This window comes from Rathayibacter sp. AC451 (assembly GCF_979253095.1).
This window is the reverse complement of sequence record NZ_CEEDBD010000001.1, coordinates 3,019,139-3,031,344: the sequence shown is the minus strand read 5'-3', so window position 1 is coordinate 3,031,344 and position 12,206 is coordinate 3,019,139. Positions and strand designations below refer to the sequence as shown.

Genomic DNA, 12,206 nt, shown 5'->3' with positions numbered 1-12,206 from the left:
TCGGCGCGGCGAGCGGGTGATTTCCCGGGCCGCGACGGGTGAAATCCCCACGGCACCTGCTCCTCCGGGTGCAGTGTTGCGCCTGTCGCGCCGCCCGAACGGCCGACAGGAAGGCACCACCGTGAACAGCATGCCGATCGAACGGACGTCCATCGAGCGGGGCGTGACCCGCCGAGACCAGGACGCGAGGATCTGGCTCGGTCGCATGGGGCTGGAGGCGAGGCCCTCCGGTCCGCTGCGCGTCGTCGCCGACGTGCTCCGGAGCGGCTCCTTCGACGTCGTGCGACTCTGGCACACCCCCGGCCGGCTCCACCGCGCCGCTCCCGCGGGATCGGGAGTGCGCCTCCTCATCCCCCTCGAGGGCGAGATCGTCGTGCAGCCCGACGACCCGTCGGCGCTCGAGGTGCTCGTGCGCGTCGGATGCATCGCGTTCCTCCGCCGCAGCCACTCCTTCACGATCGTGACCGATGCCCCGAGCGCGCGCATCGAGATCGCTCTCGAGAGCCCGCTGCTCGGCCTCCTCGACTGGGACGACACGGGCGCTCTCGTCACGGAGGCGGACGGCGCGGGTCGCGGCATCCTGCTCTCGACCGTCAACGCCACGTTCGGATCGGCGCTCGACGCCGAGTCGCCCGCCTTCCCCCTCGTGCGCGCAGCGGTCGAGCAGCTCACGGGAGCGGTGCTCGCCACCTCCCTCCCGCGGGAGCGGACCGAGACGGTGCACACGCGCGCCCTCGCCCTGATCGCGGCGATGTCGACCGACGCCGGGCTGTCGGTGCACGAGGTCTCGGAACGCCTCGGCGTGCCCAAGCGCACGCTTCAGCGGGTGTTCGCGGCGAACGGCACGACGGTCTTCAACGAGATCCGGCGGGCGCGGCTCGCCACGGCCCGCGCGGTCCTCGGCGACCTCTCCACTCCGCCCGCGCACGGGCACGCGCTCAGCGGCTACCTGCGCTCCCAGCGCCTCCAGCGCGACCTGCGCCGCCTCGAGCCGGAGCAGCGGGAGCAGTAATGAGCGCCACCGCGCACTGAAAGGATTCACAGCCGTACTCTGGGGCGCCTGCCGTCCCTTCTCCTCGCACCGACCCCGGGGACGTCGGTCCCGCGAGGACGATCCACCGAGGAAGCATCTGCCCGTGATCACCGCCGACGCTCTCGACCGCCTCGCCGCGGCACTCGACGAGCAGCACTGGAGTGCCGTCGTCGAACTCCTCGACAGACACTGGTCCCGCTCCGTCCACGAGTACGCGCCCGTCCTGCTCGCCGCGCTCGATCGCGTGCCGGACAGCGTCCTGGACGAGCGTCCGCGCTGGATCCGCGCCCGCGACTTCCTGCGGAGCCGGTCACCGGAGGCGCGTCCCGTCGGGGCGCAGGAGCAGCCGGCCGGGCTCCTCCGGACGACGGCACGCATCGCGGAGCTCCGGCGCGCGAACCGGGCGCGGGAGGCTCTCCCCGCTCTGCAGGACGCGCGCGAGCTGCTCGGCTCGATCCCCTGCGGGTCGAGCGCCGTCGTCGACGCCGTCCGCGCGGAGCTGCACTACCAGTGGGGCTGTGCTCTCGAGGAGGCCGGAGCGACGGAGGACGCCCTCGACGAGTACGAGGCCGCGGTGCGGTCGGCACCACTGTCCGGCTCCGCCCCGCGGATGCTGTCGCTCGCCGGCGGTGCGGCGGCGCTCCTCGCGGCCCTCCGCGGTGAGCGCGCCCGGGCGGTGAGGGCCCTCGCCGACGCCGCGACGGGCAGTGGTGCGGAGGATCCGCTCGCGGGCGCCGTGTCGGCGACCCTCGCCGAGGGGTTCCTCCGCTTCGACGAGCTCGACCGGGCCGAGGCGCGTCGGCTGATCGCGAGCATCGACCGGGCGGCGATCGGGCACCGCTGGGCGCCGTACTTCCACCTCCGGGCCGCCGTCGAGTGGGAGCAGCAGGGGACGCGCCGGCTCGCCGTCGAGCTCGAGACCCACCTCGCCGCCCTGCCGCCCGAGGCCGCGACGGACGCGCAGACCGAGCACCTGCGCATCATCCGCTACCTCCTCTTCGCCGCGGACGGACGGAGGGGAGCAGGCGCGCGATGCGCTGGGGCCCGACTCCCCGACGAGGACCCTCCTCGAGCAGTTCACCGCCGCCCTCCGCGCGCACGACCTGGTGCAGCGCGGGCGGCGCGCGGAGGCCCGCGTGCTCCTGGCGCCGCTGCGCGGGCGGACGACGGCGCCCCGCGCTGAGGTCCTGGCCCTCGCGGCGGCCCCCGAGCGCTCGTGCGGAGACCTCGAGCGCATCACCGAGCTCCTCGCGGAGCACCGCCTCCTCTGGCTCCTGCCGGAGCTCCCGAGCGAGGACCGCCACGAGGTCGCCCGGCTCCTCGGCGGTCGAGGCGTCGTCGTCCCGCGCGCCATCGAGCCTGCCGAGGAGAGGGCCCTCTCGCTGCTCACCGCGCGCGAGCGCGAGGTCGCCGAGCACGCCGCCCTGGGCGACTCGGTCGTCGGCATCGCCGCGGCGCTGCACGTCAGCGCGAACACGGTCAAGTCGCAGCTGCGCAGCGTCTACCGCAAGCTCGGCGTCTCCTCGCGGCACGAGCTCCTCGCGGTGCTGCAGAGCGTCGGCCGTGACGGCGCCGACCGAGCCGAGCGGTCCTCGTGACGACCGGCGTCCGCGGGGCCCGGCTGACGAGGGCCGTGGAGGCGGGCGACTGGGTCGCCGTCCAGGAGCTGCTCCGCTCCTCCTGGACGCACCTGGCGCAGAGCGAGCCCGCCGGGCTCCTCGACGCGCTCGAGCGGATGCCGGAGGAGGTGATGGACCGGTCACCGCGGCTGCGGATCGCGATGGTGCACCTCGGTCGCACCCTGCACGGCGACGCGTGGATCGACCCCGCGCCCGGGCGGCGGCCCCTCCCCCTGCCGATGGGCCCCGCCGATCAGCTCGGCGTGTGGGCGGCGCGCGGCTCCGCCGCCCGGGCGAAGGGACGGCTCGACGACGCCTTCCGGTTGATGGAGTCCGGGCAGGACCTGCTGCGGCGCCTCCCGCCGATCGAGGAGGCGTCGATCTCGGCCGGTCTGCCCGAGATCCTGCAGGAGTGGGCGCTGACCTGCGAGCAGGACTCCCGACTCGAGGACGCGCTGGCCCTGCATCTCTCGGCCCACGAGTGGTCGGCGGTCATCGGGCACCGGGGCATGGCGGCCGCGACGGCCGGATCGGCCGCCTACCTCCACGCGGTCGCCGGTCGCAACATGTCGGCGGCGGAGTGGCTCGCCCGGGTCCCGGACACCGAGGGGATCCTGCGGGCGCCGGGATCCGACGTCGCCGGAGTGCTGGCCGAGGCGCTGCTCAGGATCGACCACCTCGACCCCGAGGGCGCCGTGTCCCTCCTCGACGGGCTCGACGGGGCGGCGGCGGGCGAGCGCGGACCGGCGGTCGACTTCGTCCGGGCGTTCGCGGCGGCGGGGCGGCCGTTCTCCTCGCACCTGGTCCGGCGCCGCATCGACGCGACCCTCGCGGCGACGGGGCCCCGGAGCGGACGCGGGCAGTCCGACCTGGTCCGCGCGATCCACGCGTTCACCGGCGGACCCGCCGAGGCCGAGCCGATCGACGACACCGTCCCGCTCGTCGCGAGGATCGCCGCCGCGACCGAGGCCCTCGCCGCGAACCTGCGCGGCGACGAATCGACCGCCCGGCGGCTCGCCGGTCCCCTCCTCGACAGCGGGGAGTCGCCGCGCGTGCTGATCACCGCGCTGCTCGCCTCCTCCGCGCACCCCACGCGCACGCTCGAGGAGGCGGCGGCCCTCGCGCACGCCCACGACAGCTTCGGCGTGCTCGCGCTCCTGCCCCCCGACCGCAGACGCCGGGTCGCCGACGAGCTCGCCTCGCTCGGCGACCACGGCATCGCGCGGATCCTCCGCGACTCCGACGCGCCCCGGGCATCGGATCTCAGCCCTGTGCACCGCGAGATCGCGTTCTCGGCGGCGCAGGGCGCCACCCTCGCGGACATCGCCGACGAGCGGGGTGTCAGCGTGAACACCGTGAAGACGCAGCTGCGCACCGTCTACCGGCGGCTGGGCGTGCGCTCCCGCTCCGAGCTCGCGGCGGCCCTCGACGGGGTCCGCGCGCCGCGATCGGAGGCGTGAGCGGTCGGGTCCGCGCGGCCCGGCCCGGGTCGGGTCAGCCCGGGTACGGCAGCGAGGCGGCGGGCCACGACGACGCGGCGAGCTCCGAGCGCAGCCGGTGGTACTGCTGCACGGCGCTGAGCGAGTCGGTGCGGAAGGCGATCGCCACCGCGGCGTCGCGGCGGTAGTCGTCCCAGCCGTCGTACTGCTCGAAGACGCGGTCGCCGATGCTCGCGAGGAGCTGCCAGGCCCGCTCGGCGGGCAGGTAGCCGGCGACGTAGGCGTAGCGGATCGCTCCGATCGTGCGCTCGGCGTCGCCCGCCAGCAGCAGCACCGGCGCTCGCCCGCCGATCGGCTGAGCCCGCTCGAGCAGGTGGAACTCGCTCTCGCCGGTGAGCGCCGAGACGCGGGAGCGCATCCGCTCGGCCTCCTCCGACGCCGACACCTCGGCGAAGCGGGCCGAGAGCGGGCCGGTGGCGAGCACGTCGGCGACGAACAGCTCGACGTCCTCGGCCGACGCGATGCGGAAGTCGCGGTCGAGCGCGGCGCGCTGCTCGCTCAACGGCGGGATCGGCAGCTCGCTCCACGGGGATCCCTTCGCGCCGTCCGAGAAGCGGGCCCGGAGCGGCTGAGGAAGCTCGGCCCAGCTCGGCTGGAAGGCGAGCGACGAGTTCCACCCGCCGAACGAGAAGTCGCTGATCGCGTCGAGCGCGAGCAGCTGCTGCTGCCGCGGGGTCGGCGCGGCGGTTCCCGCCTGGGCGAGGTACGACAGCTGCTCGCGGCGGGGAGCGCCCGCGTCGCGGATCGTGCCGACGATCGAGCCGGCGGCCAGGCCGAGCGCGAGGCCGACCGCGAAGGTGAAGAAGGGGAAGGCCGGGTCGTCGTCCGAGCTCTGCAGCAGTCCGACCACGAACCCGACGACGCCGAACGGCACGGCCCCGGCGGTGAGGAGGAGGGCGCGCCGTCCGCTCCCCCCGCCCCGTGAGCGACGGCGCTGCTCCGCGAGCCGCGCGAACCGCAGTCGGGGACGGACGGGGAACTCGACATCACCCGGGTGATTCTGCAGCGGCACGGTCGCAGCCTAGACGCCGGAGCGGATCGGGGTCGGGACGGATGTCGGCCCCCTGTGGGACGCTTCGAGCATGAGACTCGCCGAAGCCCTCCTCGAGCGCGCCGACCTGCAGAAGCGGATCGAGGCCCTCCAGTCGCGGATCGTCGCGAACGCGTCCTACCAGGAGGGAGAGGCGCCGTCCGAGGACCCGGCCGAGCTGCTCGACGAGTGCACTCGCGCGCTGGCGGCTCTGGAGAGGCTCGTCACGGCGATCAACATCACCAACACGACGACGCCGACGCCCGACGGAGCGACCGTCACCGCCGCCCTCGCCCGGCGCGAGACCCTGCGCGCGCACCACGGCATCCTCGTCCGAGCCGCCGATGCGGCGGCCGGGTCCTGGGGGAACCGGCAGATGCGCAGCGAGCTGCGTCGGCTGTCGGCCCTGCCCGTGAAGGAGCTGCGGGCGCGGGCCGACGAGATCGCGCGGGAGCTGCGCGACCTCGACGCCTCGATCCAGCGCACCAACTGGGAGGCCGAGCTGATCCTCTGACACGCAGCGCGGTGAGTCGGTAGGCGCACCCGGAGCGAGCACGCACCGTCGGGCCGGCGGTTCATCCGGCCCTCTGTCGACGCGGTGGGCAGCGTCACGGCTCCGGCCGTCACTCCTCAGCCCAGCACCCAGGACCGGTGACCGTGCAGGCAGGACATCTCATCACCATGTGCTGGCCGGTCGCCGAGGGCGGGTTCGGGGACCTCATCGCGCCGACGGGCGACCGCGCGGGCGATGACGCCGACGTTCAGCCGAGCGCGCGCAGCTGCGCCGCGAAGACCGCGAGCGAGCGGTCGACCTCGGGCAGCGAGGGGGTGCGGTTCAGGTGGCCGTGGGGCATGCCCGCCGCGAGGTACCCGGTCGCGGCGACGCCCGCCTCCGCCAGCTGGCGCAGGAGGAGCTCGGCCGAGCCGCGCAGCTCGTCGAACTCGCTCACCATCACGGTGACCGGAGGGAGGCCGGCCAGCGGTGCGGCGCCGGGCAGCGCGTCGACAGGGAGGTCCGAGATCCGGCCGACGTAGTTGCGCACCATCGACTCGATGCTCGAGGTCGGGAAGCGCATCGCGGCGGGCAGCGCCATGAGCTCGCGGGCCACGTCATCGTCGACGGCCGGGTTCGGGAAGTGCGCGAAGGGGTAGGCGAGCAGCACGTGGTCCGGCGGCGTCGCTCCGGCGTCGCGCTCGCGCAGGGCCGTGGCGAGGGCGAGCGCGGCGCCGGCGCTGGCTCCGCCGATCGCGACAGGGTGCGCCTCCGGGGTCCCGCTCCGCAGCCACCGCCAGGCGGCGTGCACGTCGTCGAGCGGCACGGGGTAGCGGACGCTCGCGCTCGCCAGCCGGTAGCCGACCGAGACCACGCGGGCTCCGGAGCGGCCGACCAGCTCGGCCGACACGACGTGCGACTCCTGCATGTCGAGGTCGCCCGCCCCGAATCCGCCGCCGTGCACCCAGAGCAGCGCGCGCTCGGTCGGCTCGGCGGGCTCGTAGACGCGGAGCGGGACGGGTCCGTGCGGGCCGTCGATCGCGGTGTCCGACACGACCACTCCCTCGGGGAGCGTCCAGGGCGCGGGATCGACGGCGAACTCGGCGAGGCGGGCCGCCTGCTCCGGGTCGCCCGGGTCGAGGACGCCCTCGAGCAGCGGCACGCGGGCGGCGAGGTACGGGTCGAGCGGCAACGGTGCCTCCTGGTGGTGGGTGTCCCGCCACGCTACCGAGCGCGGCGCTCCAGCAGGATCACCCCGTCGAGCAGGACTCCGTCATGACCCTCGGGGCCGGTGACGGAGCGCTCGCGGGTGCCGACTTCGCGCTCGATCCAGTCGGCCGCGTCGAGGGCGAGCTCGGCGAGCTCCTCCCGGGGCGCGGGCAGGTGCTGCAGCGCGTGCCGGTGCGCGCTCCACGGCGGTGGAGCGGCGTGCGTCACGATCGCGAGCCGGCCGCCGGGAGCGACCTGCGTCGCCGCACGACGGAGGATCGCGGTGCGCGGCAGCTCGACCATCGAATGCAGGAAGCTCGCGCAGACCAGGTCGAACAGGCCGTCGACGGGCCACTCGGCGCCGAGGTCGGCCTGGCGGAGGTCGACGACCAGGCCGCGGCGCTCCGCCTCCGCCCGACCGCGCCGGAGCGCCGTCTCGGAGAGGTCGAGTCCGCTGACGCTCCAGCCCTGCTCGGCGAGCCAGAGCGCGTCGCCGCCCTCGCCGCAGCCGAGGTCGAGGGCGCGGCCCGGGGGCAGCGCGTGGACGAGGTCGACGAGCGAGGCGTTGGGCCGGCCCGACCAGATGCGGTCGGAGTCGGCGTAGCGGGCCTCCCAGTGGTCGCGTGCAGTGGTCACGGCGGTCCCTTCCCTCGGAGACGAGGATGCCGCGCGCCGGCGCACGGGGCGAGTCCCGATGCCGGAACGGCACGACGGTGAGATGCAGCGACGGCATCCCCGGGGTCGGGGGGCCGCAGCGGGGCAAGGGCTTCCGCGACGGCCGGAGCGGCGAATAGCGTCGAGTCATGGGCCTCCGACTCGAAGAGATCATCATCGACAGCACCGACTTCCGCACGCTCGGCCACTGGTGGCAGGAGGCGCTCGGCTGGGACGTCGTGGACGAGGACGACGAGGGGATCGAGCTGCTCGCTCCGTCGGGTCGCGGACCGAGTCTGCTGTTCCTCGACGTGCCCGAGCACAAGAGCGTGAAGAACCGCCTGCACCTGGACTTCGTGCCGGACGACCAGGACGCCGAGGTCGAGCGACTGCTCGGGAAGGGCGCCACCCGCGTCGACGTGGGTCAGGGCGAGCAGTCGTGGGTGGTGCTCGCCGACCCCGAGGGGAACGAGTTCTGCATCCTCAGCGCTCGCGACTAGCAGCGGCCCCCGCTGCAGAGCAACCGTTTTCCATGCAGCCGCATGGAAGGATTCACAGAAGTCAAGGGTAGAACGCGCGTTCTCACTGCCCTACTCTCGGTGCTCGTGACCCCATGAGGGGCCATTCCGACCCGAGGAGTGACCGTGAGCACGTACGAGAAGCCCGTGGCGGCCGTCGGCATGACGCAGGCCCAGCAGCAGCGCGAGATGCTCGCCGGACGCGTTCTCGCGTCGCGCGGCGCCGGTCTCTACGCCTACGCGTACCGGCTCACCCTGTCGGAGGAGGCAGCCGGTGCCGCCCTGCAGAACGCCGCGGTCACACTCCGCAGCGGCTCCCCGAAGGTCGTCGACGAGGCGTCGGCGCTCGAGCTCGCGCGCACCGAGATCGGCCGGGCGAGCCTGGAGCGCGGCGAGCGGGCCCTCGCGGTCTCCGGCGCGCCGCGCCTGCGGGAGGAGGACCTCCTCCGCTCGGGGTTCCACCGCCGCCTGCACGCGCTGCCCGCGATCGAGCGTCAGTGCTGGCTGCTGCGGCACACGGGTCGGCACGACGTGGAGGCGATCGCCGGGATCCTCGGGATCACGGAGGAGGCGGTGCGCTCCGCGCTCGCCTCGGCCGCGTGCGCCCTGGTCGAGGGCGAGCTCGCCGAGGCGGAGGGCGTCGAGTAGGCGCTCCGCCGGAAGGTGCCCGAGAGGCGCCGGGTCGAGCCGGCGGCACCCCTCAGGCGCTCAGCACCCGGGGCCGAGCCCCGGGAAGCGCGTCAGTCGAGGTAGTCGATGTCGTCCCACGGCTCCTGCACGTCGCCGGTGTCGCGATCGTCGTCGGGCACCTCGATGTCCTCGAAGATCACGGGGACGCCGGGCGAGACGAGTGCGCTGACCTGCCGGTTGCCCACCACGACGAAGTCGACCATGCCGCCGCCCGACCGCGAGGCCTCGGTCGTCGACGCCTTCAGACCGGTCACATCGGCCCCCTGCGAGAGCCCGTAGGTCTTGCCGTCGATCGTGACGGTGGTTCGGATCATCAGGTGGCGCTCCTCGTATCGGTCCTGTCGAGAGTACGAATCCGCCCATTCGCGCTCCAGGCCTTGCGGAACAGGCGCGTTGCTGGCACGAGCGCTGGCGCGGGACGCCGGGCGGGAGTGCCGTCCGGCGAGGATGGTCGGATGCTCCGCCTCCTCCGCTCGTCGGTCCTCACCCTCCGGCACCGGCTCGTCGTCCGCGCGGCCGACGCCGGAGCGCTCGCCCTCGCTGCGGCACTCGAGCGCGCCGAAGCGCACGACCCCCGCACCCGAGCGCTCACGTCGCATCCGTCCGCCCTTCGCGTCAACGGGGCGCGGCCCGCGGAGCCCGCGCCGTAGCGTGGAAGGCGAACCGCACGATCCGACACGACCGCAAGGAGGATCCGATGACAGACAAGACCACGCCCGACGCTCCCGACACCGAGACCGTCGATCCGGACACCGTCGACCCCGAGACCGCGACCGACCCCGAGGGCGACCCGGTCGAGAACCCGTCGGGCTGACTCCGGACCCCGCAGAAGCCCCGAGGCGCCCCGGCGCCCGGGGCTTCCGCGTGTCCGGGCTCCGCGTGTCCGGGCCGCTCAGGCCGACTCGACGTAGCGGCCGAAGCGGCGGTCCCGGGCCAGCAGCGCGTCCCGAGCGGAGTCGTGCCGGCCGTCGAGCACGTGTAGCACGACGAGCAGGTGGTCGCCCGCGTCGTGCACCTGCTCGACGGAGCACTCGAGGTCGAGCACGGCGCCGTCGATCGAGACCGCTCCGAGAGGGGACGCCGTCCAGCCGACGCCCGCGAACCTCCCCGCACGGTCGCGCGAGGCGAGCCGCAGGACGGCGGCGTCCTGGTCCGCGCCGAGGACCGAGACGCCCAGCCGCTCGGATCCCGCCAGCTGCGGCCACGTCGACGACGAGCGCTGCACCGCGATCGTGCAGAGCGGCGGGTCGAAGCTGACGCCGAGCGCGAGGGTGGCCACGACCATCCCGACCGGCTCGCCGTCGACCAGGGCGGCCACGGCCGCGACGGGGGCCGGCACCGCGAGGTGGACCGGAGCCGCCACGAGGGTCATCGCGGAGCGCCGACGCGGAAGGCCGAGCCGGGGTGCCCGGCGGGCAGCGTCGGCACCGTGTGGCCGAGGATCCGCTCGCGCATCGATCCGGAGCGGGGCGTCTCGGGCAGCATCCCGCGCTCGCGCAGCAGCGGCATCACCTGCTCGGCGAAGTCGCGGTACGTCTCCCACGAGCCGTAGGTGTACTCGATCAGGAAGCCGTCGACGTCGGTGCGGTCGACGATCTCCTGCAGCTGATCGGCCACCGACTCGGCGGTGCCGGTGACGCGCATGCCTCCGATCGAGGACGTGATCACGTCGAGGATCTCGGCGACGGTCGGGCTGTACTCGGGCTGCTGGAACATCGCGAGCATGGTCTGCCCGACCTCGGTCGTCACCTCGGCGAGGGTCGCGTCGAGCGGGAACGACATCAGATCGACCCCGCTCCACCCCATGAACAGGGCGGCGGCCGCCTCGCGCGACGGCGTCGCGTCGAGCTCGGCCCGGAGGCGCAGCGCGTCCTCCTCCGTCTCGCCGACGATGATCGAGACGGACGGGATGACGGTGATGTCGCGCGGGTCCCGGCCGTTCGACTCCGCCCGCGAGCGCAGATCGGCGACCGTCGCCGCCGCCTTGCCGAGGTCGCGGTCCTGGATGAAGACGCACTCGCCGTACCGGCCCGCGAAGGCGCGACCGGCGGAGGAGGTGCCCGCCTGCAGCAGGAGCGGCGTGCGCTGCACGGACGGGATCGCCGGGAAGTAGCCGTCGTAGCGGAAGTACTCGCCCTCGTGGGTGATGCGGTGCACCTTGGCCGGATCGGCGAAGGTGCGGGTGGCCTTGTCGTACACGACCGCGTCGTCCTCCCACGCGCCCTCCCAGAGCTTCAGGCACAGCTCGACGAACTCTGTGGCGCGGCGGTAGCGCTCGTCGTGGGGCGTGACTCCGTCGTGCCCGAGGAGCTTGGTGAGCGCGACCTGGTTGTCGGAGGTGACGATGTTCCAGGCGATGCGGCCCTTCGTCAGGTGGTCCAGCGTGGTGAAGGTGCGGGCGTTGAGGTAGGGCTGCTGCGCGGTGGTGGAGGCGGTGACGACGAAGCCGAGGCGGTCGACGGTGGCGGCGAGCCCGCTGACGAGCGCGAGCGGGTCGTGCACGGGGACCTGGACGGCCTCGCGGATGACGACCTCGGGCACGTCGTCGCCGCTCATCGGGTAGCCCAGCGCCTCGGCGAGGAAGAGGAAGTCGAAGCCGGCGTCCTCCAGCTTCCGCGCGAGGTCCTGCCAGTACTCGAGGGTCGCGAATCCGCTCGTGTCTCCGCGGGGGTGGTGCCAGGCGTTGCTGATGAAGTTCGGCGTGAACTCCTCGAACGCGCCGAGGAAGATCTGCTTGGTCACTGTGCTGCCCTTCGATGGCGATCGGACGCTCCCGACCGGAGGGCTGATAACCTCGCGTTATCAACACGGCGATGATAACCAGCAGTAATCAGCCGCCGCAAGAGCGCACCACCGCACCACCCGGAGGACCGATGAGCGACGACGCCGCGGGAGGCACCCGCCCTCGCCTCCGAGATCGGCCTCCTCGTGCGCGCCCTGCGCACCGCCCGCGGTCTGTCGATGCGGCGCTCGCCGCGCAGGCCGGGGTGTCGCAGCCGTTCCTCTCGAAGCTCGAGAACGGCCGGCTGCTGCCGAGCCTCTCGACCCTGTACGCGCTGGCCGCGGCGTTCGAGGTGCCGCCGGCCGAACTGGTGCCGGCGATCGCCTCCTCCGACGACACGACTCCGGAGGCGCACCTGCGCGCGAGCGATGCGCCGCACGCGCCGCGCGCACGCCTGGTCGCGGGGGGACCCGGCCGCCGGACGGAGGCGTACCTCTTCACCGCGCAGCCGGGCCAGTCGGACGACGTCGACTTCGCGCATCCGGGCGAGGAGTTCGTCTTCGTGACCGAGGGGGCCGCCGTGCTGACCTACGCCGACGGCGCCTCGCGCACGGTCTCGGCGGGCGAGTCGGTCACGATCGAGACGCTCCGCCCGCACCGCTGGTCGGTGCCGGCGGACGCGGCCGGCGCGGCGCGGTACCTGCTCGTGACGACGCACTCGGGCTGAGGGTCGCGCGCG

General features: G+C 74.1%; 15 protein-coding genes. 9 read left to right on the top strand and 6 right to left on the bottom strand.

The features are described 5' to 3' along the window. The first annotated feature begins 130 nt into the window (after positions 1-130). From AC0CID_RS14515 to AC0CID_RS14500, 4 genes are all read left to right on the top strand, one after another. Entirely contained in the window at positions 131-1,012 is an 882-nt protein-coding gene (locus AC0CID_RS14515; protein ID WP_465227350.1) for a hypothetical protein, read from the top strand. A 124-nt stretch (positions 1,013-1,136) separates the two neighbouring features. Then, on the top strand, positions 1,137-2,216 hold the full coding sequence (locus AC0CID_RS14510; protein WP_465227349.1) for a hypothetical protein: 1,080 nt from the start codon (positions 1,137-1,139) through the stop codon (positions 2,214-2,216). After that, positions 2,170-2,631 carry a helix-turn-helix transcriptional regulator gene (locus AC0CID_RS14505; RefSeq protein ID WP_465227348.1) on the top strand — a complete coding sequence of 154 codons (462 nt, stop codon included), beginning with the start codon at positions 2,170-2,172 and terminating at the stop codon, positions 2,629-2,631. The genes AC0CID_RS14510 and AC0CID_RS14505 overlap by 47 nt, the downstream gene beginning before the upstream one ends. Next, complete coding sequence (locus tag AC0CID_RS14500; protein ID WP_465227347.1) at positions 2,628-4,112, top strand: helix-turn-helix transcriptional regulator; 1,485 nt, start codon at positions 2,628-2,630, stop codon at positions 4,110-4,112. Before AC0CID_RS14505 ends, AC0CID_RS14500 begins: the two co-directional genes overlap by 4 nt. 34 nt (positions 4,113-4,146) lie before the next feature. Here AC0CID_RS14500 and AC0CID_RS14495 read toward each other — a convergent pair whose 3' ends face one another. Further along, entirely contained in the window at positions 4,147-5,163 is a 1,017-nt protein-coding gene (locus tag AC0CID_RS14495) for a DUF1266 domain-containing protein (protein WP_207406910.1), read from the bottom strand. Positions 5,164-5,233: 70 nt separating this feature from the next. Between AC0CID_RS14495 and AC0CID_RS14490 the strand changes: the two genes are divergently transcribed. Then, positions 5,234-5,695 (top strand): DIP1984 family protein, encoded by a 462-nt coding sequence (locus tag AC0CID_RS14490; protein ID WP_465227346.1) that lies wholly within the window; start codon positions 5,234-5,236, stop codon positions 5,693-5,695. Between the two features lie 247 nt (positions 5,696-5,942). On the opposite strand, the gene AC0CID_RS14485 is transcribed toward AC0CID_RS14490, so the two are convergent. After that, complete coding sequence (locus AC0CID_RS14485) at positions 5,943-6,866, bottom strand: alpha/beta hydrolase (protein WP_465227345.1); 924 nt, start codon at positions 6,864-6,866, stop codon at positions 5,943-5,945. Positions 6,867-6,898: 32 nt separating this feature from the next. Continuing rightward, entirely contained in the window at positions 6,899-7,519 is a 621-nt protein-coding gene (locus AC0CID_RS14480; protein WP_307786214.1) for a class I SAM-dependent methyltransferase, read from the bottom strand. Positions 7,520-7,686: 167 nt separating this feature from the next. On the opposite strand from AC0CID_RS14480, the gene AC0CID_RS14475 reads away from it, so the two are divergent. Then, positions 7,687-8,037, top strand: coding sequence for a VOC family protein (locus AC0CID_RS14475; RefSeq protein WP_465227344.1), 351 nt, complete (start codon positions 7,687-7,689; stop codon positions 8,035-8,037). A 144-nt stretch (positions 8,038-8,181) separates the two neighbouring features. Beyond that, positions 8,182-8,703 (top strand): hypothetical protein, encoded by a 522-nt coding sequence (locus AC0CID_RS14470; protein ID WP_465227343.1) that lies wholly within the window; start codon positions 8,182-8,184, stop codon positions 8,701-8,703. 92 nt (positions 8,704-8,795) lie between these two features. Here the strand turns inward: AC0CID_RS14470 and AC0CID_RS14465 are convergent, their stop codons facing one another. Then, on the bottom strand, positions 8,796-9,059 hold the full coding sequence (locus AC0CID_RS14465; RefSeq protein WP_465227342.1) for a hypothetical protein: 264 nt from the start codon (positions 9,057-9,059) through the stop codon (positions 8,796-8,798). 141 nt (positions 9,060-9,200) lie between these two features. On the opposite strand from AC0CID_RS14465, the gene AC0CID_RS14460 reads away from it, so the two are divergent. After that, positions 9,201-9,395, top strand: coding sequence for a hypothetical protein (locus AC0CID_RS14460; protein ID WP_465227341.1), 195 nt, complete (start codon positions 9,201-9,203; stop codon positions 9,393-9,395). Positions 9,396-9,637: 242 nt separating this feature from the next. Here the strand turns inward: AC0CID_RS14460 and AC0CID_RS14455 are convergent, their stop codons facing one another. Beyond that, positions 9,638-10,117, bottom strand: coding sequence for a flavin reductase family protein (locus tag AC0CID_RS14455; protein WP_465227340.1), 480 nt, complete (start codon positions 10,115-10,117; stop codon positions 9,638-9,640). Next, positions 10,114-11,487, bottom strand: a complete 1,374-nt coding sequence (locus AC0CID_RS14450) for an NtaA/DmoA family FMN-dependent monooxygenase (RefSeq protein WP_465227339.1) — start codon at positions 11,485-11,487, stop codon at positions 10,114-10,116. The genes AC0CID_RS14455 and AC0CID_RS14450 overlap by 4 nt, the downstream gene beginning before the upstream one ends. Before the next feature lie 131 nt (positions 11,488-11,618). On the opposite strand from AC0CID_RS14450, the gene AC0CID_RS14445 reads away from it, so the two are divergent. Beyond that, positions 11,619-12,194: a helix-turn-helix domain-containing protein gene (locus AC0CID_RS14445; RefSeq protein WP_465227338.1), complete on the top strand. Its 576-nt coding sequence runs from the start codon at positions 11,619-11,621 to the stop codon at positions 12,192-12,194. The last annotated feature ends 12 nt before the right edge of the window (positions 12,195-12,206 follow it).

What these genes read in the sequence shown, in the direction of transcription:
- AC0CID_RS14475 (WP_465227344.1), top strand. Translation starts at nt 7,687, where the DNA reads ATGGGCCTCCGACTCGAAGAGATCATCATCGACAGCACCGACTTCCGC.
- AC0CID_RS14455 (WP_465227340.1), bottom strand. Translation starts at nt 10,117, where the DNA reads ATGACCCTCGTGGCGGCTCCGGTCCACCTCGCGGTGCCGGCCCCCGTC.
- AC0CID_RS14490 (WP_465227346.1), top strand. Translation starts at nt 5,234, where the DNA reads ATGAGACTCGCCGAAGCCCTCCTCGAGCGCGCCGACCTGCAGAAGCGG.
- AC0CID_RS14465 (WP_465227342.1), bottom strand. Translation starts at nt 9,059, where the DNA reads ATGATCCGAACCACCGTCACGATCGACGGCAAGACCTACGGGCTCTCG.
- AC0CID_RS14515 (WP_465227350.1), top strand. Translation starts at nt 131, where the DNA reads ATGCCGATCGAACGGACGTCCATCGAGCGGGGCGTGACCCGCCGAGAC.
- AC0CID_RS14460 (WP_465227341.1), top strand. Translation starts at nt 9,201, where the DNA reads ATGCTCCGCCTCCTCCGCTCGTCGGTCCTCACCCTCCGGCACCGGCTC.
- AC0CID_RS14445 (WP_465227338.1), top strand. Translation starts at nt 11,619, where the DNA reads ATGAGCGACGACGCCGCGGGAGGCACCCGCCCTCGCCTCCGAGATCGG.